At 61.8% G+C, this 25,174-nt stretch carries 24 protein-coding genes and 2 pseudogenes; 13 read left to right on the top strand and 13 right to left on the bottom strand.

What is annotated here, in order from left to right; genetic code table 11:
- Window positions 1-293 precede the first annotated feature (293 nt).
- Window positions 294-1,622, top strand: a complete 1,329-nt coding sequence (locus CTP10_RS38595; RefSeq protein ID WP_058697593.1) for an MFS transporter — start codon at window positions 294-296, stop codon at window positions 1,620-1,622.
- A 352-nt stretch (window positions 1,623-1,974) separates the two neighbouring features.
- On the opposite strand, the gene CTP10_RS38590 is transcribed toward CTP10_RS38595, so the two are convergent.
- Genes CTP10_RS38590 through tnpA form a run of 6 tightly spaced genes read right to left on the bottom strand, consistent with a single transcriptional unit; the run spans window position 1,975 to window position 4,789 of the window.
- Window positions 1,975-2,475 carry a hypothetical protein gene (locus CTP10_RS38590; protein WP_058697594.1) on the bottom strand — a complete coding sequence of 167 codons (501 nt, stop codon included), beginning with the start codon at window positions 2,473-2,475 and terminating at the stop codon, window positions 1,975-1,977.
- Window positions 2,462-2,620, bottom strand: coding sequence for a transposase domain-containing protein (locus CTP10_RS41520; protein ID WP_081050228.1), 159 nt, complete (start codon window positions 2,618-2,620; stop codon window positions 2,462-2,464). Before CTP10_RS41520 ends, CTP10_RS38590 begins: the two co-directional genes overlap by 14 nt.
- Complete coding sequence (gene tnpC / locus CTP10_RS38585) at window positions 2,590-3,996, bottom strand: IS66 family transposase (RefSeq protein ID WP_081050229.1); 1,407 nt, start codon at window positions 3,994-3,996, stop codon at window positions 2,590-2,592. Before tnpC ends, CTP10_RS41520 begins: the two co-directional genes overlap by 31 nt.
- A 36-nt stretch (window positions 3,997-4,032) precedes the next feature.
- Complete coding sequence (gene tnpB, locus CTP10_RS38580; RefSeq protein ID WP_338404736.1) at window positions 4,033-4,212, bottom strand: IS66 family insertion sequence element accessory protein TnpB; 180 nt, start codon at window positions 4,210-4,212, stop codon at window positions 4,033-4,035.
- Window positions 4,137-4,364, bottom strand: coding sequence for an IS66 family insertion sequence element accessory protein TnpB (tnpB, locus tag CTP10_RS38575; protein ID WP_442875271.1), 228 nt, complete (start codon window positions 4,362-4,364; stop codon window positions 4,137-4,139). Before tnpB (CTP10_RS38575) ends, tnpB (CTP10_RS38580) begins: the two co-directional genes overlap by 76 nt.
- A gap of 11 nt (window positions 4,365-4,375) precedes the next feature.
- On the bottom strand, window positions 4,376-4,789 hold the full coding sequence (gene tnpA / locus CTP10_RS38570; RefSeq protein ID WP_058697598.1) for an IS66 family insertion sequence element accessory protein TnpA: 414 nt from the start codon (window positions 4,787-4,789) through the stop codon (window positions 4,376-4,378).
- Window positions 4,790-4,932: 143 nt separating this feature from the next.
- On the opposite strand from tnpA, the gene CTP10_RS38565 reads away from it, so the two are divergent.
- The 8 genes from CTP10_RS38565 (at window position 4,933) to CTP10_RS38535 (ending at window position 14,053) form a co-directional block, all read left to right on the top strand.
- On the top strand, window positions 4,933-5,808 hold the full coding sequence (locus tag CTP10_RS38565; RefSeq protein ID WP_058697599.1) for a 3-hydroxyacyl-CoA dehydrogenase family protein: 876 nt from the start codon (window positions 4,933-4,935) through the stop codon (window positions 5,806-5,808).
- Window position 5,809: 1 nt separating this feature from the next.
- Window positions 5,810-6,475, top strand: a complete 666-nt coding sequence (locus CTP10_RS38560) for a 3-hydroxyacyl-CoA dehydrogenase family protein (protein ID WP_058697600.1) — start codon at window positions 5,810-5,812, stop codon at window positions 6,473-6,475.
- Entirely contained in the window at window positions 6,472-6,615 is a 144-nt protein-coding gene (locus tag CTP10_RS41515; RefSeq protein ID WP_412459401.1) for a CoA transferase, read from the top strand. Before CTP10_RS38560 ends, CTP10_RS41515 begins: the two co-directional genes overlap by 4 nt.
- A 31-nt stretch (window positions 6,616-6,646) precedes the next feature.
- The gene (locus CTP10_RS38555; protein ID WP_412459402.1) at window positions 6,647-7,051 is read left to right on the top strand and encodes a CoA transferase; all 405 of its coding nucleotides are present in this window, start codon (window positions 6,647-6,649) and stop codon (window positions 7,049-7,051) included.
- The gene (locus tag CTP10_RS41225) at window positions 6,957-7,151 is read left to right on the top strand and encodes a LysR substrate-binding domain-containing protein (protein WP_233528068.1); all 195 of its coding nucleotides are present in this window, start codon (window positions 6,957-6,959) and stop codon (window positions 7,149-7,151) included. The genes CTP10_RS38555 and CTP10_RS41225 overlap by 95 nt, the downstream gene beginning before the upstream one ends.
- Before the next feature lie 174 nt (window positions 7,152-7,325).
- Entirely contained in the window at window positions 7,326-10,745 is a 3,420-nt protein-coding gene (locus CTP10_RS38545) for an adenylate/guanylate cyclase domain-containing protein (protein ID WP_081050230.1), read from the top strand.
- Window positions 10,746-10,942: 197 nt separating this feature from the next.
- The gene (locus CTP10_RS38540; RefSeq protein WP_058697677.1) at window positions 10,943-12,133 is read left to right on the top strand and encodes an FAD binding domain-containing protein; all 1,191 of its coding nucleotides are present in this window, start codon (window positions 10,943-10,945) and stop codon (window positions 12,131-12,133) included.
- A gap of 174 nt (window positions 12,134-12,307) precedes the next feature.
- A complete protein-coding gene (locus CTP10_RS38535; protein WP_058697601.1) occupies window positions 12,308-14,053 on the top strand; it encodes a glutamine--tRNA ligase/YqeY domain fusion protein in 1,746 nt (581 codons plus the stop codon).
- Window positions 14,054-14,123: 70 nt separating this feature from the next.
- Here the strand turns inward: CTP10_RS38535 and lpdA are convergent, their stop codons facing one another.
- The 6 genes and pseudogenes from lpdA to CTP10_RS38505 form a co-directional block, all read right to left on the bottom strand.
- Window positions 14,124-15,539, bottom strand: a complete 1,416-nt coding sequence (gene lpdA / locus CTP10_RS38530; protein WP_058697678.1) for a dihydrolipoyl dehydrogenase — start codon at window positions 15,537-15,539, stop codon at window positions 14,124-14,126.
- Between the two features lie 168 nt (window positions 15,540-15,707).
- A pseudogene (locus CTP10_RS38525) lies at window positions 15,708-15,920 on the bottom strand (biotin/lipoyl-containing protein); the annotation flags it as partial.
- Window positions 15,921-16,029: 109 nt separating this feature from the next.
- Window positions 16,030-16,698: a gamma-glutamylcyclotransferase gene (locus tag CTP10_RS38520; RefSeq protein WP_058697679.1), complete on the bottom strand. Its 669-nt coding sequence runs from the start codon at window positions 16,696-16,698 to the stop codon at window positions 16,030-16,032.
- A 162-nt stretch (window positions 16,699-16,860) separates the two neighbouring features.
- Window positions 16,861-17,229 (bottom strand): DUF2917 domain-containing protein, encoded by a 369-nt coding sequence (locus tag CTP10_RS38515; RefSeq protein WP_058697602.1) that lies wholly within the window; start codon window positions 17,227-17,229, stop codon window positions 16,861-16,863.
- A 304-nt stretch (window positions 17,230-17,533) separates the two neighbouring features.
- Window positions 17,534-18,646, bottom strand: coding sequence for an alkene reductase (locus CTP10_RS38510; RefSeq protein WP_058697603.1), 1,113 nt, complete (start codon window positions 18,644-18,646; stop codon window positions 17,534-17,536).
- Between the two features lie 240 nt (window positions 18,647-18,886).
- On the bottom strand, window positions 18,887-20,089 hold the full coding sequence (locus tag CTP10_RS38505) for an FAD binding domain-containing protein (RefSeq protein ID WP_081050232.1): 1,203 nt from the start codon (window positions 20,087-20,089) through the stop codon (window positions 18,887-18,889).
- Between the two features lie 240 nt (window positions 20,090-20,329).
- Between CTP10_RS38505 and CTP10_RS38500 the strand changes: the two genes are divergently transcribed.
- Window positions 20,330-20,998 carry a DsbA family oxidoreductase gene (locus tag CTP10_RS38500; protein WP_058697604.1) on the top strand — a complete coding sequence of 223 codons (669 nt, stop codon included), beginning with the start codon at window positions 20,330-20,332 and terminating at the stop codon, window positions 20,996-20,998.
- Between the two features lie 15 nt (window positions 20,999-21,013).
- Window positions 21,014-21,667 carry a DsbA family protein gene (locus CTP10_RS38495; protein WP_058697605.1) on the top strand — a complete coding sequence of 218 codons (654 nt, stop codon included), beginning with the start codon at window positions 21,014-21,016 and terminating at the stop codon, window positions 21,665-21,667.
- Between the two features lie 195 nt (window positions 21,668-21,862).
- On the opposite strand, the gene CTP10_RS38490 is transcribed toward CTP10_RS38495, so the two are convergent.
- Window positions 21,863-23,542 carry a sigma-54 interaction domain-containing protein gene (locus CTP10_RS38490; protein WP_058697606.1) on the bottom strand — a complete coding sequence of 560 codons (1,680 nt, stop codon included), beginning with the start codon at window positions 23,540-23,542 and terminating at the stop codon, window positions 21,863-21,865.
- Between the two features lie 290 nt (window positions 23,543-23,832).
- On the opposite strand from CTP10_RS38490, the gene CTP10_RS38485 reads away from it, so the two are divergent.
- Both CTP10_RS38485 and CTP10_RS41510 read left to right on the top strand, forming a co-directional pair.
- Window positions 23,833-24,846, top strand: coding sequence for a transcriptional regulator GcvA (locus CTP10_RS38485; protein WP_233528046.1), 1,014 nt, complete (start codon window positions 23,833-23,835; stop codon window positions 24,844-24,846).
- Window positions 24,831-25,019 (top strand): annotated as a pseudogene (locus CTP10_RS41510) (PLP-dependent aminotransferase family protein); the annotation flags it as partial. The gene CTP10_RS38485 and the pseudogene CTP10_RS41510, both read left to right, overlap by 16 nt.
- Window positions 25,020-25,174 lie beyond the last annotated feature (155 nt).

Raw genomic sequence — 25,174 nt, 5'->3', positions numbered from 1 at the left:
GTGGTCAAGGCAGGCCGTGACATTGCCGGGATCGGGCGTCGCAAACGATGGGTATCCGTTGATCTGCAGCGATTCTCACGCTGGAGAAGCGGTCACCTGTAGGCGCCTGGTGCCGAGGCCGAGCGATCTCGTTGTCTGCGTTTCTCACCTTGTCGTCGAAAAGGCGCCGACAGAAGCGCCGGTCACCCCGCCACGTGCGGTGGAGTGATTGTTGTTGCCGGGTCTGGTGAGGTCACCACGCCGCCGGCTACTCATCCATCATGCGCGGACCGCCGGTCCGCAAGGAGACTCATATGCAACGAATAGAAGCGCTATCCCCAAGTGGGCTGGTCAGTCTGGAGACCGTCGCCTATCGCAAGGTCATGTGGCGAATCATTCCGCTGATGGCGGTCTGCTTTGTCTTTGCATATCTAGATCGAGTCAATATCAGCTTCGCGAAGCTTCAGATGCAGGCCGATCTCGGGTTCTCGGACGCGGCCTATGGGCTGGGCGCCAGCATCTTCTTTGTGGGCTACTTCATATTTGAGGTACCTAGCAATCTGATACTCGCCCGGACTGGAGCGCGGAGATGGATTGCGCGCATCATGATCTCGTGGGGCATCGCCTCTGCCGCCATGATGTTCGTCACCAATGAAACATGGTTCTACATCCTGCGCTTCCTGATCGGTGCAACTGAAGCCGGCTTTCTGCCGGGCGCAATCCTGTACTTCACGTACTGGTTTCCCGCCCCGCGGCGCGCGCGTATCACCGGCTACTTCATGACATCGATCCCGATTTCCGGCGTATTGGGCGGGCCGCTTGCCGGTATCATCATGACCAATTTTGCAGGAATCAATGATTGGGCAGGGTGGCAGTGGCTGTTCCTGCTTGAGGGAATACCAACCGCATTGTTGGGCTTCGTGGTGCTGTTCTGCCTAACCGATAAGCCAGCTCTGGCGACATGGCTGTCCGAGGAGGAGAAGAGGGTTCTGCAAGCCAACTTGGCCGGCGATGCAACCGGAACATCGGTACACAAGTTCGGTCTCGCCCTGCGTCAACCGGCCACCATTTTTCTGGCAGTCGTTTATATGTTCATCCTGATGGGCATGTATGGGCTGACGTTCTGGATGCCGCAATTGATCAAGAACACGGGGATTGCCAGCACCGAGGTCGTCGGATTGTTGAGCGCCATCCCATATGCAGCAGCCGGTATCGGGATGGTGTGGATTGGGCATCGGTCGGACCGTACAGGGGAGCGCCGCTTGCATCTGGGCCTTGCCGTGCTAGCCGGGGGAATTGGCTACATCATTTCTGCGGCATTTGGTGCGCACACCGGAATCGCACTGGCGGCCCTGACATTGTCCGCCGTGGGAATCATGGGATGTCTTCCGGTGTTCTGGACGCTTCCTCCCAAGTACTTCCGTGGTACGGCTGCAGCCGGTGGTATTGCGTTGATCAATTCCGTGGGCAATCTTGGCGGCATGATCAGCCCTTATCTGGTGGGTAAGGTCAAAGACCTGACCGGCGACACGACCCTCGGGCTCTATGCGGTTGCCGCATTCACCCTTCTGGCAGCGTTGCTGATTCTCTTTGCCCTGCCGCGCACACTGGCGGGACAGGATCCCACCGCGGCCGACGCGTAAGGCAAGCGGCGCGTCGCACAGACGCGTGACGGAAGCCCGTCATCCCGCGGGTAAGTGGTCGCATGTCCTCGGATACCCGGGCACTGCAGCGGGGTGATACAAGCTTGTCTCCGTGATCGCGGTTCGGGGGCGCCATTGCCATACTGCGGATCTCCGTTATGGCGAAGAGATTCAGATCCGCCTGCCATGCGCATCACGACCGACGCGCCGCAGTTGTTCGGCGGCTACGGCTATTGACAACCACGACTATCGCGTTGAGCGCCTGCGCGACGCCAAAATTACCCAGATCTGGGAAGAGATCAATGTAACCGTCAGCGGAACCCGTCTGGCGAGCGACGGTAAGCGGTGGGGGCTACAGGTCGACGACCTTGCGCAGTAGCGCGAAGGAGACCCGCCAGTGGCCTTCGTTCGGGTCGCACTCGATGGAGGCGGTTTTCTGGTTGATGCGCACGATGGTGCCGATGCGTTCGCTGAGGTGCTGGTCGGTGAAGGTGACGGTATCGCCGACCCGGAAGTCCGCGCGCTGCGCCCGGGGCGGTGGTGGCGGTGAAGCGTGCGGTGGTTGCTGCGCGGCGGTAGTGGGCTCGGCGAGCACGGCGGCGTAGGGCAGGATCCAGTGGCGGCCGCTGCTGGTGTCCTGGACCAGGGCCTGGGTCTGACGCAGCTCGAGGACGCGCCCCTGGCGCAGCGGCTGGGTCAGGTCGTCGGCGACGTAGCCCACGGTCATGCCGATATGCAGGTGCCTGCGGGCCTCGAGGATACGCTTGGGATCGTTGATCATTCGCCCGATGGTCAGATACAGGCGGTACAGGTCGGCACTTGGGGCCAGGCGCAGGGCGTCAAGGATGTCCATGACGCGCAGTGTAGCGGTTAGCGCGCCAGCGGCAGCAGTTCGTGGACCTGGCTGTGGGGTGGGCCGGCAGGCGCTCCAGCGTGTCCTTGAGCCAGCCGTAGGGCTCGATGCCGTTCAGGCGGCAGGTCCCGAGCAAGGAATACATCGTGGCAGCAGTGCGCCCGCCGCGCCCGCGAACATCCAGCTCGCCCTGCCGAGGGCAATCGGGCGGATCGCGCGCTCGAGGCGGTTGTTATCGGGCTCGAGGATGCCGCTCTCGGTGTAGCGCACCAGCGCCTGCCAGTGCCGCAGCGCATAGCCGAAGGCTTGTGCCAGCGGCTGCCTGGCAAGCAGGCCGTGGGCATTGCCCTGCAGCCACTGGTGGAACTGCGCCAGCAGCGGCACAGCCTCGGCCTGGCGCGCCGCCAGCTTGTGCTCCGGTGACTTGTCCTTGATGTCGGCCTCGATGGCATACAGCCGGGCGATCCACGTCAGCGCCTGCGCCGCCAGCCCTGGTGTCTTCTGGGCTTTGGCGATCTCGAAGAAGCGTCGACGGCAATGCGCCCAGCATCCGACCTCGATGATCCGACCGGTACGGTAAAGCGCATCGTGGCCACTGTAGGCATCAGCCTGCAGGTAGCCGTGGTAGTCGCGCAGGAAGTTCAGGAGGTAGGTCCCGGTGCGGGACTCGGCGAACTCGAACAGGACCGCCGGCGGGTGGTCAACCCACAACCCGTTCTCCTGCCGCTGCCCGGCCCCGAGGTAGCCCCACAGATGGGCCTGCCGTGTGCTTGTGCGACCGCGTTCGAGCAATGGCAGCGTGGTGTCGTCCAGATGCACGCGCGGCGCTCGCAGGACGTGGTTGCGCAAGGGCGGCAGCAGCGTTGCCAGCAGCTCGGCAGAAGCCAGCTTCCATTCGCACAGGGTGGCCCTTGGCAGGTGCACCCCCAGGCGCGCATAGCGCGTTTCCTGCCGATTGATCGGCAGGTGGTCCACGAAGGTGTCGACCTGAATGCTGGCCAGCAGCCCTGCGCTGGCGTTGCTCTTGGGCAGCGGCGAGGGCTGCGCGGCAGCCGTCACGATGGTGGACTCGCCGCCCTTCGTGGCCACGTATTTGAAGCGGATGTGCTCGATCACGCTGAGCCTGGCCGGCTCGTAGTGCAGCGTCTCGCTGCGCTCCTCGCCGATGCGCTCCAGGGAGTCGAAGCTTGCCTTCTGCGCCTCGGACAGGTCGTATTCGATGCGCGTGCGTGGCAGGTCCTTGGGCAAGGCAGGACGGCCCTTGCGGATGTGGCCAGTCACCTTGACCTGCGGCGCCGCCGGCGGTGATGGCAAGTCCAGCGGCTGCGTAAAGAGTTCGGCCTGCCCCGGCAGGCGCTCGGAACTGGCGCCGAACCGCGCACGGTTAAGCTGCGCGACCTGATGCTTCAATATCTCCAGTTGCTCCCACAGCGCGCGGGCGACCCGGTTCTGCTCCAGCGCGAGAGTACGTACCGCCTCGAGATCGGCTGGCAGGTCGGAGGGTGTCAGTACCGGAAGCATGGCGCCATGATGCGCCAGCGCCGGCAGGTTTACAAGTCACGAGATGCGCGTGGCCGTGACAGTGCGGTGGGGTCGAACCGCCGGGATCTCGATGCCTTCGAGCCAAGCGTTCAATTCGGCCAGTGTGAAGCCACGCTGGGCTAGTGTCGCGGGCGAGGGAAACCGGCCGTGCGAAAGCCGCTTGTACCACAACGCGAAGCCGGTGCGGTCCCCCAATACAGAATCTTGACCTTCGATCGATCTCGGCCGACGAAGACAAACAAGTGCCCCGACAGCGGACTCTTGGCCAGCAACGGCTCCACCAGATACGATAGGCCGTCGATGGACTTGCGCATGTCGACCGCGTCACGGCAGATGAAAGCCTGCACATCGCCGCCGATCAGCACCGGCCGCCTCCCAACTGCCCCAGCACGAAGCGCACGATGCGTTCGGCATGCATCCCACTCAGCTCGATACGCGCGCCGCCGAGCGTGACGACCACTTGGTCGCGAGACTTCGACGGTAGTGGGTCGCTCGCCGACACGACAGTCGGTACTGCGACCGTTGCCGCGGCGATGAATGCCGTGTCCGCGGTCAATGCCATTGGCGGCACCACGGGCAGTTGCTGCTCGTGGCTCAAGCGCTTGCGCCACAAACCGAAAGTGCTGACCGCCAAGCCGTGCTTCCGGCAGAAGGCGCGGATGCTCCCGCCACTGTTCCCCCATTGCGCCAGTAGATCGCGCCAGAAAGCTTCATCGTGGCGGTCATACCTTGCCCCGGCTCGTCCGCTCTTGCCTTCCCGCTGATTGGCCATCGCTTCACTCCCAGTGATCGTGAAGCTCCTACCTTCTCATCGCCGCCCTCTACTCGCCAGACGGGTTCCGCTGACGGTTACAGATCAATCAGGTGCACCGCCAGTTGATTGGCCGCAGCTTCCTGAGGAAATAGGAGACGGATATGACAACCATTCAAACCGTCGGCGTCGCGGGCGCCGGCACCATGGGGGCGGGCATTGCGATCGTTGCGGCCCGCGCGGGATTCCGGACCATTGTGTTCGACATGCGACAGGAAGCGCTGGATCGTGCCCGGGGCCAGACGGAAGCGTTCCTGACGAGATCTGAGCAGCGCGGCAAGCTGCCGGCAGGCGCCGCCGCTGCCGCGATGCAACGCTGGAAAGGAACGACGGAGCTGTCTGGGCTGGCCGAGTGCGACCTTATCATCGAGGCCATCTTCGAGGATTTGTCGGTCAAGCATCAATTGTTCGGTAAGCTCAACGAGGTTTGCCAGCCAAGCACCATCTTCGCGTCCAATACGTCGACGATATCAATCACCCAGATCGCCGGCGGATCCGGCCGCCCGGACTGCTTTGTGGGCATGCATTTCTGCCTGCCGGCACAGTTGATGAAGCTGATCGAAATGTCGCCTGGCCTGGCCACCTCGGACGACACCTTCCAGAAGGCGTGGGCCTTCGCCCAGGCCATGGGACAAAAGCCCGTGGCCACGCAGGATACGCCGGGGTTCATCCTTAACTATTTCCTGATTCCCTTCAACAACGACGCGATTCGTCTGGTCGAACAAGGGGTGGCCGAGCCCGCCGATATCGATGTCGCCATCAAGACAGCCATGGGCTATCCGATGGGACCCCTCGAACTGCTGGACCTGGTCGGCATGGATACGCAAAAGCTGCTGTGTGAAGCCATGCACGGCCTCACCCACGAGCCGCGCGCGGCCTGCCCCCCGCTGGTGCGACGCATGATCGCGGCCAACCGCCTGGGCAAGAAGACCGGACAGGGTTTTCGCACTTATGACGACACCAAGATGTTTGGAGCCTGATATGCGCTACGAGATCGTACAAGCCGGCCAGAGCCGCTCCTTTCCTTCCGCCCACGCGTTCTTGGAGCAAGCCGCGCCACAAGGCGAAGGCCTGTGTTACCTGGGCGCCAAGGCAGGTCGGGCATACAGCCGGGGCGCCGGGCACGCGTCTCGCACGTTCGTCGCCATTGAGCTGGGAGCCGAATGCCTGGGCTTCCACACCGGCGAAAGCCGGGGTCTCGAAGGGTCCAACGTGGTGGGCTTCGCCCGCTTCCGTCTGGGCGATGGCGAACCCAGCCCCCTCGTGGAACTGGTCAGGCAGCCCGGCACGCATCCCGCTGCGCTGCAGGCGGCCAAGGCGGCCTTCCAGGCGGCCGGCCTGGTCGTGGCGGTGTGCAATGATTTCCCGGGACGTATCGTCGACAGGCTGATCCGCCCGTATTTCAATGCGGCGCTGCGCCGGCTGGACGAGAAGCTGGCCAGCGCGGACGACCTCGACAAGACCCTGTGCCTGGGCCTGGGCTATCCGGAAGGACCGATCTCGCTGCTGGAGCGCACCGGCCTGGTCCACCATTTCCACGTCACCCAGGCGCTGCATGAAGCGCTGGGGCAGGAGCCCTACGCCCCTGCGCGTCGTGCGCGGGTGGCCGCCGAGCGTGATGACCGGGTCAAGCGGGGAATGCCATGATGCAGCCACAGAGCGGTGTCGAGGTGCTGGACTTCAGCACCCTCCTGCCCGGGCCACTGTGCTCCCTGCTGCTGGCCGAAGCGGGCGCCGACGTCATCAAGCTCGAGCGCACGGTGCGTGGTGACGAGATGCGCCTATGAGCCAAAGGTCGACGCGGACAGTGCAAACTTCGTGCTGCTCAATCGCGGCAAGCGTTCGATTGCCATTGACCTGAAGTCGCCCGACGCGCTCGACCAACTGACGCCGCTGATCCGGGATGCCGACGTACTGATCGAACAGTATTGTGCCAGTCTGATGGAGCACCTCGGACTGGGCTATGCGGCCCTGGCGGAGATCAATCCGTGGCTGGTCTACTGCTCGATTACCGGCTTCGGGCAACACGGTCCCCGCGCCGCGGAGGCCGCGCACGACGTTGGGGTTCGCAGGGGGATTCTCGGCAATCCTCGACTATCGTGTTCCGGATTTCATCTCTGCGATCAGTCTGGCTTCGGCTGGGTACGGCGTGGCTGTCATACCCGAGTCCATGCGGAATTTTCTACAGCCGGAGGTTTGTTACAGAGCCATCCAGGACTTTGAATATGCTGTTGATTTGGCAATCGCTAGCCGGAAGCGAGAGCTTTCCCCTGCAGTTCGCGCCTTTGTTGAGGAGTCATTGTCTTGTGAAACTCGGTCATAGCATTGCCGTATTCAAGTGACGGGCTTTTTCGGCTTGTCTCTCGCAGAGCAGGGTGGTCTTCGACTGGGTCTGCGGGCCGCAGCCGATCCTTCGGGCACCCGAGCACTGATTGATACCGGCATCAATTGGGCGTCTAATGGCCCATAAGGCGGGCCGGAGTGGTCGAGAGGTTATATGCGCTGCACAAAATGTGGGTTCGAGAATCCCATAGCGGCAAAATTCTGCGAAGAATGCGGCGCCAAGCTGACATGCGTCTGTCCACGCTGCGGCCACGAGTCGAGCCCAACAGCCAAGTATTGCAGTGAGTGTGGCGCGTCTCTAAGTGCAACCCCGCTTGCGGAGTCTGCTGCCCCGGTTCATTACACGCCACCCCACTTGGCCGAGCGCATCCTGGCCGAACAGGCAACGCTGGAGGCCAGGGGGGAGAGCGCGGGCGAGCGCAAAACGATCACGGCGCTGTTTGCCGACATGGCCGGATCGACTGCGTTGATCCACGACCTGGATCCCGAAGAAGCACGCCATCTCATTGACCCTGTGGTGGCACTTATGATGGAGGCCGTGCATCACTACGAGGGCTACGTCGCCAAGTCCCTGGGCGACGGGATCCTGGCGCTGTTCGGTGCGCCGATTGCCCATGAGGACCATCCTCAGCGAGCGTTGTATGCGGCACTACGCATGCAGGACGCGATGCGCCGCCATGCCGACCGTGTTCGCCTGGAACGGGGTATTGCACTGCAAATTCGGGTTGGCATTCACACGGGCGAAGTGGTGGTCCGCTCGATCCGCAAGGACGACCTGCGTACCGACTACGACCCGGTGGGGCATACGATTCACATTGCATCCCGGATGGAGTCGATGGCCGCGCTCTCGTCCATCCTGGTGAGCGAATCGACATATCGATTGACCGATGGATACTTTGATTTCAAGGCATTGGGGGCGATTCAGGTCAAGGGAATCCCCAAGCCGCTCGATGTCTACGAGGTCCTGGGCCTCGGCCCGCTGCGGACCCGGCTGCAGGTGGCGGCACATCGGGGCCTGGCCCGGTTCGTGGGCCGCCAGGCTGAACTGGACCATATGCACCACGCGTTCAGGGAAGCGGCGGCGGGGCAGGGCCAGATCGTCGGCGTGGTGGGCGAGGCCGGGATAGGGAAGTCACGACTGTTCCACGAGTTCAAGGCGCGTTCGCAGCGCGGCTGCCTTGTGCTGGAAACCTTCTCGGTTTCTCACGGCAGGGCCTTTGCCTATTTGCCGCTGATAGAACTCTTGAGGAATTACTTCCAGATTAATGCGCAGGATGAGGAGCGGGAGTGTCGGGAGAAGGTTACCGGTAGGGTCCTCACGCTTGAGCGCGGTCTGGAGGATCTGGTGCCCTACCTGCTCTATCTGCTAGGTATCAACGAGCAAGGCTCGGCGCTGGGCGACATGGACGCCAGTATCCGGCGCGAGCGTACCTTTGATGCGATCACGCGCCTGCTGGTGCGCGAAAGCCTGAATCAGCCGATCGAGCTCCTGTTCGAGGACCTGCAATGGCTGGACGCCGAGACGGAGGCGTTCCTCACATTCTTGGCGGAGCGCCTGGCGGATGCCCGCATCCTTCTCCTGGTGAACTACCGGCCCGAGTACCAACCGACTTGGGGCCCAAAGTGCCGCCACACCCAACTCGTGCTGGCGCCCTTGGGGCCGGCCGAAGCGCAGGGTTTGCTCAGTACCCTGTTGGGCGATGATCCCGGACTCGCCTCTCTCAAGCAGAGAATCCTGGAAAAGACCGAGGGCAATCCGTTTTTCATCGAGGAGGTAGTCCAGACACTGGCCGAGGAGAAGGCGCTGCTGGGCGTGCCCGGAAACTACCGAATCGAGAAGACGCCCGCCAGCTTGCACATTCCGACAACGGTGCAAGGGGTGCTCGCCGCCCGCATCGACCGGCTTCCCCTGGCGGAGAAGGCGCTGCTGCAAACGCTTGCGGTGATTGGCAAAGGGTTCCCTCTGAGCCTGATTCGGCAGGTTGTCGGGCAGCCGGAAGATGAGCTTCGTCGTTTACTATCCCGCCTCGAGACTGGCGAGTTCATCTACGAGCTGCCAGCCTTCCCTGAGGTGGAGTATTCGTTCAAGCACGGCCTTACGCAGGAGGTCGCCGGCCGCTCCCTGCTTACGGAGCAGCGCATTGCGCTACATGAACGCACGGCCCAAGCTATCGAGGCGTTCTACCCCTCCCGGTTGATGGACTATTGCAGCGTACTGGCTCACCACTACAGCCTGAGCGGCAATATTCCGAAAGCGGTGCAATACCTGCACTGCGCGGGGCAACAGGCCCTCCAGCGCTCATCCAATTCTGAAGCGGTTCATCACCTGAACGCGGCCCTTGACCTGCTCAGGCGCCTGCCCGATTCGCCGGAACGGGGCCGCCAGGAACTCTCAGTGCAGGTTACGCTCGGGCCGGCCTTGATGGCGACGAGGGGTTACGCCGCCGCGGAGGTGGAAGCGACTTATACGCGCGCGCTCGCATTGTGTCGGCAGATTGGGGAAACTCCCCAACTTTTCCCGGTGCAACAGGGACTGCGGCTGATCTATCAGTTGCGAGCGGAGTACGAGACCGCAAGGGAAATAGGTGAGCAGTTCCTCCATGTTGCCCGGAATGCCCAGGATCCGGAACTGCTTGTGGAGGCCCATTGCGGACTTGGGGGGAGCGCATTCTGGCAAGGGGAGTTCGTTCCCGCCCGTGCTCATCAGGAGCAGGCGCTTGCCCTCTACGACCCCGAACTGCATCGTGCGCATGCTTTCATCTACGGTCTGGATCCGGGCGTCCGCGCCCTGGACTTCGCGGCTTTGAGTCTGTGGCAGCTGGGCTATCCGGATCAGGCCTGCAAAAAAAACCAAGAGGCACTTGCCCTGGCCCAAAAGATTTCCCACCCGCTTGGCTTGGCCTTCACGCTGGTCACCACGGCCATGTTTCGCCAGTTTCGACTTGAAGCGGGTTTGACCCGGGAGTACGCGGAGTCGGCAATCACGCTTTCGACCGAGCAGGGGTTTCCGCTGTACCGGGCTTGGGGAACCATCCTCCGGGGCTGGGCACTGGCAGAGCAGGGGCACGGCGAGGAGGGGATCGCTGAGATACTTCAGGGTCTGGAAGCCTACCAGGCCACAGGGGCGGCTCTGGGTCGGTCGTACTTTCTGGGGCTGCTTGCCGCAGCCTACGGGCACGCCGGACAGGTGCAGGCTGGGCTGAAAGCGCTGGACCGGGCGCTCTCGGTAGTGGAGGGGACGGGAGAGGGTTATTACGAGGCGGAACTGCATCGCCTCAAGGGAGAATTGACCCTTCGTCATCAGGGTGGTCAGTCTAAGGAGTCGCCGGGGCTACAGGAAGCAGAAGCGTGCTTTCATCAGGCAATTGCAGTGGCGCGCCACCGCGGTGCAAAATCTCCTGAGCTTCGCGCCATACTGAGCCTGGCTCGTCTTTGGCAACAACAGGGCCAGCGGGAGCCAGCCTTGCACATCTTGACTGAGATTCATGGCTTCTTCACCGAGGGGTTCGAGACTGCCGACTTGAGCCAAGCGAAAGCGCTGCTTGACGAATTGGCGCAGATCGATGGGCCATAGCGGGAATAGGTTTGATGCGCAACTGAACGTTGCGTCACGCGCAAAGGCAGCTTTTTGTACAAGATGGTCCGTGCTGGCAAGCTGACTTCCCGCTTATCGGCTTATCGTTGCGTGGGACGCAAAGCAATTACCCAGATCAGCTGGATTGTCATGTCTGTGTGGCGGCTCCAAAGTATAGCCATCACATGGAGATGCTCATGGACACCCAGCTCACACCCACTCCCCGCCCTGCCCACCCGGCGCGCCGGGCTCTGATTATCGGTGGTTCGCTCGGCGGCCTTTTCGTGGGCAATCTGCTTCGCCGCATAGGCTGGAACGTCGACATATATGAGCGTTCCGCCCATGATCTCGACAGCCGCGGCGGCGGCATTGTCCTGCAACCGGATGTGGTCGAGGTCTTCCGCCGTACCGGCGTTGACCTGAGTACCGTCGACCTTGGCGTGCGTTCCGCACATCGCACGGTCTTTCACCCGGACGGCTCGATCCAGTCCAAGCAATACGCTCCCCAGACTCAGACGTCCTGGTCGCTGATCTATACAACTCTGAAAGCGGCCTTCGGCGATGCAAATTACCATCGGGCGAAGACCCTGTCGCGGATCGAGCAGGATCAGCAAGCCGGCACTGTCACGGCATATTTCGCTGATGGCTCTAGCGAAACCGGTGACCTGCTAATTGGCGCCGACGGCGGCAATTCGGCGGTACGCCAACAGTTCTGGCCGGACCGCGTGCCAACCTACGCCGGGTATCTCGCCTGGCGCGGACTTGTTCCTGAGGACGAGATGCCGTCGACTGCGCGGGAAATGCTGCTTGGCGATTTCGGCTTTGCCAACAATACGGGTTCGCATATCCTGGGCTATCTAGTGCCGGGCGAGAACAATGATGTGCGTCCGGGACACAGGCTCTACAACTGGGTCTGGTACCGCGTTGCTGACAATCGCCTGCTAGGCGAGATCATGACTGACCGAGAAGGTCACCGTCGGGGCTACTCCATTCCCGAGGGAATGCTAGATGAACGTTGGCTGGCTCATATCCAGCGCGATGCCAGAGCGCTACTGCCACCGCCTTTCCGCGACATCGTTGAAGCGACAGCCCAGCCCTTTGCCCAGGCTATCCGCGATCTGGTGTCCGAGCACATGGTGTCGGGCAGGGTTGTCATATTGGGCGACGCCGCGTCGATCCCCCGCCCCCACACGGCGGCCAGCACCTCCAAGGCCGCAGCGAATGCGCTGGCCCTGGCCGATGCGTTGCAAGGCTCGCCGGATGATGTGCCGGCAGCGTTGGCGCGTTGGGAACCCGAGCAGATCGCGATTGGCAAGGTGCTTCGCCGACAAGGCGTAGAGGCTGGAAACTATCTGCTTTTTCATCGACGCGCCGCGGTAAGTGGTTGAATTCACGTCAGACTAGGCCCGTTGGTTCCAAGCGTCTATTGGACCAAGGCATGCGGACCAGTCGGTGGTCTTGGCCAACAAGGGAAGAGAGGCCTCCTGCGCCAGGCGGTCTCTCAAGCTAGACTCAGATAGTCCGCCCCGAGCATTCGAAGCCGCACCCGTTGCGGCACCACCATGAGCCAAGCCAAATCCAGCGACACGCCAGTCGCCTCCAACTTTCTGCGCAGCATCATCGATCAGGATCTCGCCGCTGGCACGTACGCCGGTCGCGGGGACGTGCAAGGCGATCTGCTGCCGACGGTCATCACCCGCTTCCCGCCCGAGCCCAATGGATATCTCCACATCGGTCACGCCAAGAGCATCGTCCTGAATTTCGGCCTGGCGCGCGACTACGGCGGCCGCTGCCATCTGCGCTTTGACGATACCAACCCGGTCAAGGAAGACCTCGAATACGTCGACGCGATTATCGATGCCGTACGCTGGCTCGGCTTTTCCTGGGACAACGGACAGCCCGGCGGCTCGCCGTACTTGTATTACGCCAGTGACTACTTCGATCAGCTCTATGCTTTTGCTGAGACGCTGATCGAGCGCGGTGTCGCCTACGTGGACAGCCAGAGCGCCGAGCAGATTGCCGCCAACCGTGGCAACTTCTCCGAGCCGGGCAAGCCGTCGCCGTATCGCGACCGCAGCGTCGAAGAGAATCTGCAACTCTTCCGTGATATGCGCGCCGGCAAGTACCAGGATGGCGAGCATGTGCTGCGCGCGAAGATCGATATGGCGGCGCCGAACGTCGTGATGCGCGATCCGGTGCTGTACCGCATCCGCCACGCGCGCCACTACCGGACTGGCGACAGGTGGTGCATCTACCCGATGTACGACATGACGCAATGCATTTCCGATGCGCTGGAGAACATCACCCATTCGCTGTGCACGCTCGAGTTCGAGAACAACCGCCCGCTCTATGACTGGGTGTTGGAACACCTGCGGAACGCCGGCATATTCCACGATCCGCTGCCGCACCAGTATGAATTCGCCCGCCTGAACCTGACCTATGCCATCACCAGCAAGCGCAAGCTCAAGCAGCTGGTGGACGAGCAACGCGTGGGCGGCTGGGATGATCCGCGCATGCCGACCATCGTGGGCATGCGCCGGCGCGGCTACACACCGGACGCCATCCAGCTTTTCTGCGATCGCTTGGGGGTGGCCAAGGCTGACAGCTGGATCGACATGAGCACGCTCGAAGGCGCCGTGCGGGATGACCTGGATGCCCGCGCCGCCCGCGGCGTGGCTGTGCTTGAGCCGCTCAAGCTGATCCTGGACAACTACCCCGAAGGCCAGGCCGAGGAGTGCTCGGCACCGGTCCATCCGAAGAAGCCGGAACTGGGCAAGCGCGTGTTCCCGCTCTCGCGCGAGCTGTGGATCGAGCGCGAGGACTTCAACCAGGCCCCGCCGAAGGGCTATTTCCGGCTGTTCCCGGGCAACAAGGTGCGCCTGAAGTACGGCTACGTGATCGAGTGCACCGGCGTAGACAAGGACGCCGACGGCAACGTCGTGGCCGTGCATGCCAACTACCTGCCCGACACCAAGAGCGGCACGCCGGGCGCCGACAGCGTCAAGGTCAAGGGCGTGATCCACTGGGTCAGCGCCGCCGCGGCCTACGAGTGCGAAGTGCGCCTGTACGACCGCCTGTTCAATGACCCGAACCCGGATGCCGGCGGCAAGAACTTCCTCGAGGCCCTGAACCCGGACTCCAAGAAGGTCATCACGGCCTACCTGGAACCGAGCCTGCGCGAGGCAAAGCCGGAAGACCGCTTCCAGTTCGAGCGCCACGGCTACTTCGTCGCCGATCGCGTCGATTCGCAGCCGGGCAAGCCGGTCTTCAACCGCATCGTCGGGCTGAAGGACAGCTGGGGCAGGTAAGCGCCGAGGAGACCACTACGGCTTCGCTCGAGGGGGGGTCTCCGCCCCGAGCGCCCTGTTGAGCGCAGCGCTACATATTCAGCGCCCGTTTCTGCACCGCAAGCGCTGCTTCGCGCATGACTTCGGATAGCGAGGGATGCGGGTGACTGATCATGCCGATGTCTTCCGACGCTGCCTTGAACTCGAGCGCAGCCACGGCTTCGGCGATCAGGTCCGAGGCATTGGCCGAAATGATATGGACGCCCAGCAGCTCGTCGGTCTTTGCGTCCGCAATCATCTTGATGAAACCGTCCGGGCGGCCGATGCCGAGTGCGCGGCCATTAGCCATCATCGGGAACTGGCCCGTTCGGACCTCCCGTCCTTCGGCACTCAACTGGGCCTCGGACTTGCCCACCCAGGCGATTTCCGGCTCCGTATAGATTACCCACGGAATGCAGTTGTAGTCGATGTGCGGCTTCTGCCCATCAATGATTTCCGCAACCATGACGCCTTCGTCTTCGGCCTTGTGGGCCAGCATCGGGCCGCGTACTACATCGCCAATTGCGTAGATCCCCGGCACGGACGTGCGGCACTGATCGTCAACTGGAACGAAGCCGCGCGGGTCGGAGGACAGGCCCACGGTGTCCAGTCCGAGATTGTCGGTATTGGGGACCCGGCCGATCGACACGATCAGGCGATCCGCATCAAGTTTCTGGTCGGCGCCGTCCTTGTCCGTGTAGGCAATGCTGACCCCTTTGGCGCTCGCGTCGATCTTGCCAATACTGACCCCAAGATGGATCGTCAGTCCCTGCTTCTTGAATAGCTTGGCCGCCTCCTTCGCCACGGACTCGTCGAGCGCCCCAAGGAAAGTTGGCAGCGCTTCGAGCAGGGTCACCTCGGCGCCGAGTCGCCGCCACACCGAACCAAGCTCAAGCCCGATAACGCCCGCACCGATCACCGCGAGCTTCCTGGGGACTGTGTCGAACGACAGCGCGCCCTCGTTATCCGACACGATCTTGTTATCGACGGGAACGTCAGGCAGATGACGCGCCTTGGAGCCTGTCGCAATGATGACGTTACGTGCCGTGACTGTCTTGGTGTCGTTGCCTTCGATCGCTTCCACGGCGATCACGCCGTCGGTGCCGCGACTCTTGAACTTGCCATGGCCCTTGATCCAGGTCACCTTGTTCTTGCGGAACAGGAATTCGACACCGCCCGTGAACTTGTCAACAATGGCAGCCTTTCGCTTGATCATTTGCGCAAGGTCCAGCGCCACTTCCTTGACCTTTACGCCGTGCTCGGCGAGCCCGTGCAGCGCATGTTCAAAGTGTTCCGAGGACGCGAGCAGCGCCTTGCTCGGGATGCAGCCGACGTTCAGGCAGGTGCCCCCGAGCCGGGGCTTGCCCGCGCCGTCTCTCCATTCCTCGATGCAGGCCACGGTCTTTCCCAGCTGTGCTGCGCGGATCGCCGCGATATAGCCGCCTGGGCCGGAACCGATCACGATCACGTCAAAATCAGCGTTGGCTGAAGCGGGTGCGCCGCCTCCAGCAGTCGTGTTGACCTGCGCAGCGACTGATGTGGGAGCCGGCGTTGACGTGGGCGTCGCTACAGGTGCGGAGGCAGCAGGGGCAGCCACGGTTGCCTTGCCTTCCGTATCAACCAGCGCGATCACTTCGTCGGCATGTACCGTGGCGCCATCGGGCTGGAATATTTTGGCCAGCACACCGTTGGCCGGACAGGGCACTTCGAGTGTCACCTTGTCCGTTTCCAGTTCCACCAGAATCTCGTCACGCTGGACGGCCTCGCCGGCCTTCTTTTTCCACTGAATCAGTGTTGCCTCCGAAACCGATTCAGAGAGTTGGGGCACTTTCACTTCGATCGCGGCCATGTGCTCTTCCCTTGTTTTTTGCGTGGCGAGGGTTTTTCAGTTTAGGCGAGCTTACCCTTGACGGGTAGCGACTTGTCTCGGAGGAGTGATCTCAGCCGCGATGCCCGCTCTAGGCCGTCAATGTCCGCTGAAATCTCCTCATGCTCTGCGCTATCTGTGAGACGTACTGGTCCGAAATGCCGCGGTCCGCCAGGGCTGTGTCGAGTCCCAGTATGTAGTCCGCATTAGATCCGAATACACCGGCTGCCTTCGCCGCAAGCCGTGCAACGGTAGGTACCGATGCATCGGCTTCATAAAGCGCCTGTTCGGTGTTCGCGGCAAAGACAATGGCCTGCACCTTCTCGCCATTTTCGAGCACCAGCGGGTTCCAGATCGGCCGATACACTCCGCTGCACATCTCCCTTGCCCACAGGAGGCGCAATTCGTTCAGCGCCTGATCGTCGGGCAGCCGGTACGCAACCCCTTGCGTATTCCCGCCAGGTTCCAAGCCAAGCACGCGCCCCGGCTGCTCCGGCGTACCACGCGCAGATATGGAGCGAATGCAGAAGCTGCGGCGCCATCCTTCGAGTGTGGCAGTCCGGTGCTCGTCGAAGGCGATCAATGGGTTCCAGATTAACGAACCATAGGCGAAGACCCAAATCGAACCAGCGAGGCGCGCATTGAGCGTTGCATTAAGCGATTGCTCGAGAGCAGCGTCGGTCCACGACAGGTCAGCAGGCATGGCAAGTCTGCTGCGGATACTGCCGTCGACAAGATCTTTTCGGGTCAGATTGCCCATGGGGTGCATTTCACGGAGAGTCATGGCAGCCGGCTGGCAACTTCTGCCGCGGAGAGCAGCCAGTATGGCCAGTTGGAACTTGGGACTTTCGCCGTGCCCTTGCTTGGAGATGCGGACACCCGGGGGCAGTGTCTTTCATAAGGACACTGCCCGCATTCGATCTCAGGCTGCCCCGACTTGGTCCTTGCCCGGAGTCCATGCCGTCCCTCGCACCAGTTTGCGTCCAAAGCGGTGCAGCAGGTGCGGAAAATCGGCCAGGGTCGCTGCCTGACGGTCCGCTTCACTGATTAGTTCCAGCCGGACGGCGTCGCCGGCGCGCGGGTCTACGCTAAGGGTTATCTGGTCCCCGCGCCGCAGCAGCAGGTCTTCGCCACTATCGAGCCAGTAGTCCTCTGGATCACCTTCGCGTGTCATCCACAGGTCGGTACCTGCGGCCTCGTCCACGTGGAGGCGCTGTGCCGCATGTATCGACAGCGTGGTAACTTCGCCAGGCCTCAGGGCGAACTCTGTCTTTGTGAGAAAAGCTTGCATGATGGATCTCCTGTCCGCCCCCTGTGGCGTTGTTGCCGGAGCTGTGCTGCGTCCATTCTGACTAGACAATCAAGGGGCGGAAAAGCAGAAAAGTTGGTGCGCCGGTCAAGCGAATTCTAGAGATCGCTCGGCCGCTGGCAAAACGAAATATGTTTCCAGTTGTTGATAATTTTCCTCACATAAAAAAGTGCTCGTGCGATTGGGGAACGAGGAGAGAATGGGCCTGTGGCAGTGCCAAAACGTGGCGCCCTTCCGCGTACAGGCCGACGTCCACTCAATCAATCCCCGTATCTGCTTGTCCAGCTCATGCCGCTGTCGGATAGTCGATGTAGCCGTTGGCACCGCCGCCAAAGAAGGAACTGGCATCGGGCGTGTTCAAGGCGAGGTTCTCCTTCAGGCGTACCGGCAGATCCGGATTGGCAATAAACGGGCGGCCAAAGGCAATGATGTCGGCGCGGCCGCTGGCCAGTGCGCGTTCCGCGCTCTCACTGTCGTAGCCGCCGGCGAGCATCAGCACGCCGCTGTATTCCGCACGCAGGAGCCGGATGATCGCGTCCCAGCGGGGATCGAAGTTCTCGTCCTTGACGGTCCCGACCATCGCAGGCTCGACCAGGTGCAGGTAGGCCAGCTTGCGGCTGTTGAGCTGCCGGACGATAAAGCCGAAGGTAGCCTCGGGCGTATCGTCGCCCATGCCCATGAAGCGGCCCATGGGCGTTAGCCGTACCGAAACGCGTGACGAGCCAATTTCCGCGCTGATGGCGTCAACCACCTCCAGAAGCAAACGGGCTCGATTCTCGATCGTGCCGCCGTAGGCGTCGGTGCGCTTGTTGCTGTTGGAGTTGATGAACTGGTCGAGCAGATACCCGTTGCCGGCATGAATCTCGACCCCGTCCATCCCCGCAGCGATGGCGTTGAGGGCTGCCTTCCGGTAGTCCTCGACGATGTCGCGAATTCCGCTGTCAGTCAGTTCCTGAGGAACAGGAACATCGCCCCAGACGCCGTTGCCATGCTCGTCGATGATGAATGTCTTGCCAGGAACCGGCAGGGCACTGGGCGCGACAGGCAGCGCCCCATTCGGCTGGAAGACCGGGTGCGACACGCGTCCAACATGCCAGAGTTGCAGGAAGATCGTGCCGCCCTCGTTGTGAACCGCTTTGCTGACGGCCTGCCAGGCCTCGACCTGCTCCTCGGTGTGAATTCCCGGTGTCCAGGCGTAGCCCTGGCCTTGCTGGGAAATCTGGGTTGCCTCGGTGACGATAAGCGCCGCGCCGGCGCGCTGGCGGTAATACTCGACGTTCATCGCGGTCGGGAGGTTGCCCGGCTGGCCGGCACGCGAACGGGTCAGCGGTGCCATGGCGACACGGTGGGCCAGGGTGTGGTTGCCGAGACGAATCGGATTGAAGAGATGCTTGGTCATGGTGGTTTTCCTGTAGTCGGAATGGATCGATCAGCGGGAGACTGTTCGTGCTCTGCTTGCGCTTGAATCTCGTTCGAGATTTCCTAAAGGTTAGGCGCCAACCTGTTTGAAGAGAATCGGAGTGCGACGCAAGATTGCGTTGCGTGGGCAGCAATCCGGAAGCTGTGTGTGGCCAAGGAGGACAGCCACGACAGACGGCCACGCCCTGTGGGGCATCTCCGTCTGTCGAAGCATGTGGATTCAGTGTCGCGCGATGCTCATGATGCGGTTGCCCATGCCGATTCCCCATTCAGTCATCTGCATGCCTTGCTCTAGACGGTCCTGCTCCCAGGTCCGCAGTGCGCGCCCGAGGTTGGTGACACCGTCCAACGCCTTCGCCAGGGAGACGGCGTCGGCGGCGGCCTTTGCCGTGCTGCCTGCGGTGTGGGGACGCGGGATGAACGCCGCATCGCCCGTCAGCAAGACTCGACCGAACCGCATGCGCGGCACCTGCAGGTCCTGAATCTCCTGGACGAAGATATCCTGGGTGCTTTCGATCAGGGCCTGGAATGCCGGATTGGCGTGACTGGCGCCCATCTGTCGAATCCACTCCTCCTGGTCGGCCGCAAGCGACCCGGGCGGAACAGAATGACTGCGCCGGTTCCCCTCGCGATCGGTCAGCACGCCGCCGAGCTCTGCGCCTGGCTCGGCCTTCAGGTACCAAAGCCAGTTGTAACGACGGTGACCCGGGGCGGTCGAACCGTCGACGCCGGGCACCATGTACTGCAGCATCATGGAGCCTGGGTCGTGCTGGAACACGAAGTTCTCGTAAAGCAGTGGCTTTGCGGCTTCAGGCAGTCGATTTTCTTCGATCAATCCGCGCCATACAACATAGCCCGCATAGGTCGGCGACACATCGGGGAGCATGAGCTTGCGCACAACAGAGTTCGCCCCATCCGCGCCAATCAGCAAGTCGCCGGTTTCCCGGCGCCCATCGGAGAAGGTGGCGTATACGCCATGTTCGTCCTGCTCGACGCCGGTGAGCTGGGCGCCCCGATGATAGTGCTCCTTGGGGAAGTTCTTGAGCAGTGTGGAATAGAGCGTATTCCAGGAAGTCTGAGTCTGCGGGGAATGTTGCCGCTGAATCACGTCTCCGCTTTCGTCGAGGTAGAGCCTGTCGTGGGATCGCACGCCTAAGGCCCCGTCGGGAACAATGCCTGCAAATGAAAAGGCGCGCAGCACTTCCGGCTGTAGAACGATGCCGCCCCCACGGCTGATGAGGTTTGAGGGAGAGCGCTCGAAGACTTCCACGTCCCACCCGACGGCGCGCAGCGCGGTCGCCATGAACAGCCCGCCCAGCGAACCGCCGGCGATCAGGGCCTTGCGCGGATTCCCCGCAGATATGGTTGGCCTGCCCTCGGCGGGCGCCAGCGGCTGGGCATTCGAGGATCGATTCGCGTCCATGTGTTGCTCCGATTTGCGATTGGATGGCGTGAATCGTAGAAGCGCCTGCCCGAATCCAGAATGGGGTGGCAATGCAAGGCTGTGTTGCGGGGAAGGCAAGGACACATTCTCCACGACAGTTGGAGAACCGCCTTGCACGCAGCGTTGTGGCACGAGCAATGCAGGTTTGCACGGCCATGCCATTCTGTTCATTGCCGGCACAGCCTAACCTAGCTCCATCATCAATCGCATGGAGTGGTCATGAAACCCGTTGAAATCCAGGTCACCTATGACTTCATTTGCCCGTGGTGCTGGATCGGCCATCAGAACCTCAAGCTCGCGACGCAACGCGTGAACAGCGAGGTCGCGCCCAGGATTTCCTATTCACCCTACGAGCTCAATCCGGATATGCCCAAGGCCGGCGTCGACCGCAAGGCGTACCGGACCGCGAAGTTTGGCAGCTGGTCGCGCTCCCAAAGCATGGATGCGGAGGTCGCCCTTGTAGGCAAGAGGGTGGGGTTGGCATTCAACTACGACGCAGTGGCGATCACTCCCAACACCCGGCTCGCGCACCGCCTGATGGCGTTTGCTCAGCGCACCGGCAGTGCGACTATGGTCGAGGGCTTGTTCGAGGCGATCTTCGCCGCGTATTTCTCTCGTGGCGAAAACATCGGGTTAATCGATGTGCTGGCGCCGCTGGCAGCATCCGTCGGCTTTGACGAAAAGGCCGTGCGCGATTACCTGGTGAGCGGGGAAGGGGAGGCTGAAGTCATTGCCGAGGAGATGCGCGCGAGCCTGAGTGGGGTCCGCTCAGTGCCGACGATTCGGATCGGCGATGCAATGATCGGTGGTGCGCAACCGCCGGCAGTGATGGAGCAGGCCCTGCAAGCCGCTTCTGCCAAAACATCTGCTGCACTCGAGACGCTTTGAACCTGGAGAACTGAAATGGACAAGCAAGCAACCCTTCACTATGTCTATGATCCCTATTGCGGATGGTGCTACGGGCTCGCACCTCTCGTGAGCGTTGCGGACGAGATGCCCGGCCTGAAGGTGGTCCCGCATAGCGGGGGCATGCTGGCTGGACCCCAGGCGCAGATGATGTCGCCTGAGTGGCGCGACTTCGTCCGTCCCCACGAGGAGCGCATCACTGCGCTGAGCGGGCTGAAGTTTGGCGAAGCATATCAGCAAGGCACCCAGTTTGACTATGACGTCAAGCTCGATTCCGGGCCGCCGACAGCAGCGATGCTCGCTGCGGAGTCGCTGGCCGGCGCGGGACTGAAGATGCTAAAGCGGCTCCAGACAGCCTATTACGTGGAAGGCAAGCATATTTCCGACCCAGAGGAACTGGTGCGCATTGCCGTCGAACTCGGGCTGGATGCGAAGGCATTTACCAGCGCCTACGAAGCGGCTACGCTCGGCCTTGATGAACACTTCAAGAATACGCAAGGCTTTCTTGATGCGTTGGATGGGCGCGGCTACCCGACCCTGGCAATTGAGCAGGACGGGAAAGTATCGAGGCTTCACCTGGGCCGGTATTTCGGGAAGCCAGAGCAGTTCCGCAAAGCGCTTGCAGACATGCTGACGCCTTCGAAAACCTAGCGCCAAGGAAGGCGCGCTCCGCAAGTCTGAGCAGCCTCTCCTTGGGCGGCGACTTTGCAAGGCAATTCCTTTGCCGCATGCAGGTCGCTGCCCCTCGGGCCAACTAGTAGTCAGCCCGACAGACAGTGGTTGGGGGCATTTATCGGCCAAGGCGTTGTACAAACGGCTTGTCGAGCGACAAAGAGCGGATTGTCCCTATCTTGTCGCGAGCTCGCTGGTCAATGCATCCTCCATAAGCCTGAGTCGCTTGTAGAGATACGAACGCGAGATGCCAAGCTCTTCCGCAACGCGCTTTTTGTTGCCACCAGTACGGCGCATCGCCTCCAGGATCATCTCGGACTCGACGCGCTCCATTGCTTTGCGCATGTCCGGGTTGGCGTTCTCGCCGTTCCGTGGCAGGCTACTCACGGAGCCCATTGCCAGCACCGAATCGGCGCTTTCCAGATTGCCGAAATCTGCGATGGAAAGAATCGGGCCGTCGCAGAAGATCGCAGCCCGTTCGATAGCATGCTGCAATTGCCGGACGTTGCCCGGCCATGCGCAAGATTGCAGGAAGCGGATTGCGGAGTCGGAAATCGCCTTCTTTGGCGCACCATGGCGGGTGCCAAACGCCTCCAGGAACTTGTCGGCCAACTCGGGGATATCCTCCAGCCGATCACGCAGAGCGGGCAGGCGCAATGTCACTGCGCTGATGCGATAGAACAGATCCAGGCGGAAGCTTGACTTGGCGATCATGGCACTGAAATCGCGGTTACTCGCGGAAATCAGCCGGAAGTCGGAATGCCGCGCCCGCTCCCCGCCGATACGCTCGAACTGCCCATCCTGCAGCACCCGAAGCAGCTTGACCTGCATGTCGACCGGCATGTCGCCGATCTCATCCAGGAACAGCGTACCGGTATCGGCGGCTTCGAACTTGCCTTTGCGCCCTTTGCGATCTGCGCCCGTAAAGGCGCCGGGCTCGTACCCGAACAGCTCACTTTCCACCAGGTTCGGCGGCATCGCCGCGGAGTTTACTAGCACCAGTGGCTTGTCGCTGCGCGGGCTCAGCATATGGATGGCATGGGCAACCAACTCCTTGCCCGAGCCACTTTCCCCCGCTAGCAGGACGGGTACGTCCAGCGGTGCCACGCGCAGAATGTCTTCCTTGAGCCGGCGCACCGCGTCGCTGCTCCCGACAATCTGATCCAGCCCGTAGGTACGATTTCCGATGCCGGAAAGCTCTCGGCGGTAGAAATCCAGTTCCTGACGAACTTGCGCCAACTCGGTCGTCACTGCCTGCATCGCTTCCGGCCCTTTGAACATCACCTGTCCTATCGCGGCAACGACACGCTGATTGCGATCCAGGACCGGCAGGCGCGACACCACGCGCTTGATGCCGTTCATTTCCTGTAGCTGGCCAACCTGACCTTTGCCAGTCACCGCGACCTCTTGCAGCTTCGTATTCTCGATCACGGTGGTGACATGCCGACCCAGAGCCTCGCCGCGCTTGAGGCCAAAGAACCGTTCATGGACCGGGCTCATGTACGTGATCTTGCCCGCGGTGTCCACCACCACCATGGCCTTGTAGGGATCGGTGATGAAGTGGCGAAGAATGTCTTCCGCCGAGTCGACAGTCGCCAGGAATTCGCTCAGCTCGTTGGCTTCCTGTAAGGCAAAGATCAGGAAGCACACCGCGTCCCGTGATGGAATGGCGGCGATTGTCATGGGGTGTTCCAAATCGGTCATGGCAGACACGCGCTTGAGAGGAGTCCGCATGCGGTCCTGCCAAAGGCGGACGAGGTGACCCGCGATCAAGGCGTCGTGCCCGAGTCCGCTGGCGAACTTCATGGTCCCGTCCGCATCGAGAACGAGGATGCCTTCTGCTTCACGCTTCATTGTCTCTCACCATGGTCACGAGTCGCCGTCATGGACTCCACTGCGTCAATTGCCATTGCCGGGCGTTGCCGGCCGCCCGCTGCTTTGAGCGGTGCGGCCTATTAATTATCGTGCGAAAATTAACATCGGTGCCAGAGTGTTAGGGTAATTACTACCCTGCGATGGGAGCCTCACTCCGCATTCTGACCATATGTAATCGATCGATCACCAATGTGTGGCCGTAGATGCTGGGTAGAATCTGATCATTGATGTTGGGCGTGCAGACTGACCATGTGCATCCAGGACCCGTCATGGACTTGCGACAACTACCAAATCTGAGCTCTCTGAAGGTATTCGAGGCCGCAGCCCGCCTGGAGAGCTTCTCGCGGGCTGCGGAAGAACTGTTCGTCACCCACAGTGCCGTCAGTCATCAGATCCGTTCACTGGAAGCCGACCTTGGCATCGCGCTGTTCAAGCGGGATGGCAGGCGAATAACGTTGACCGATCGCGGGCGGCGCTATGCGGAACAAATCCGGTCTTCTCTGTTCGATATCGCGTCGGCAACCGAGTCGATGCGCTCGGGTGATCGCGAAAAGCGTCTTGTGATCAGCTTGCTCCCATCGTTTGCCGCGCGCTGGTTGACGCCCCGCATTGGACGCTTCATCGAGCAGTACCCCGAACTCGACGTCGAACTGCAGTCCACGCATACGCTCACCGATTTCAACCGTGATGACGTCGATGTCGTGCTGCGTTTCGGGGACGGCAATTATCCGGAGCTATTCGTCGAGCCGCTGCTCGACGAGGTCTTTTTCCCGGCCTGTGCCCCAACGTTCAATGGCGGGAACTTGCCAAAGACGCCTGAAGACCTGGCTGGCGTGACCTTACTACGCCACGACTACGAGATGTGGAGGGCCTGGTTCCTGGCCGCGGGCCTGGAAGGATGGACAGAACCGCGACGCGGCGTGCTGTATCAGGATGCGTCGCACCTGATACAGGCGTCGATGGATGGTCAGGGCGTTGCGCTGGTGCGGCGCTCGTTGGCCATGCAGGACGTCGTCAATGGACGCCTCGTCCGCTTGTTCGACATCGATGCGGCTAGCCCGTGGGCCTATTGGTTCATCTGCCCCCAACCCTTGCTGGAGACATTCAGGGTCCAGGCGCTGCGTAAGTGGCTACATGAGGAAACTCGGCAATTTCAGGCGATGTACGCGCGAAGCCCGCACGCTGTGGGGAAAGCGGGGAAAGCCGGTGAGGTGATGCGACAAGCAAAGAAGGAGCATAGCCGCGAAGCCCCGAGCCAGGATACTGATCAACGCATCAGCTGACACAGGCGGCGCTGGCGGAGGACCTGAGGGTAACGCCTTCCGATGGATTCTGGGAAGGCTCCAATCCGCCGAATGCAATCCGCATTTCGCTGGGCGGCGCCCAGGACCGCGCACAGTTATCGCAGGCATTGCGCAAACTGGCAGCATTACTGGAGCGCAGGCCGACGCCAGGGGCCGGAGCTGGTCCCGAATGCTGCCAAAGCACTACGCGGCGCCGGGCGGCCAGAGCATCACGCCTTGCCTTTGATGCAACGCAGCGTTGCACGCCACCGTCATTCACCGCGCAGAGTCGCCGGACTATCCTTGGTCACCAGATCAGATACCAGGG

Origin of the sequence: Cupriavidus sp. P-10 (assembly GCF_003402535.2) — a bacterium.
GTDB lineage: Bacteria > Pseudomonadota > Gammaproteobacteria > Burkholderiales > Burkholderiaceae > Cupriavidus.
The sequence above is the reverse complement of the archived record's forward strand: the minus strand, read 5'-3'. Positions and strand labels throughout refer to the sequence as shown.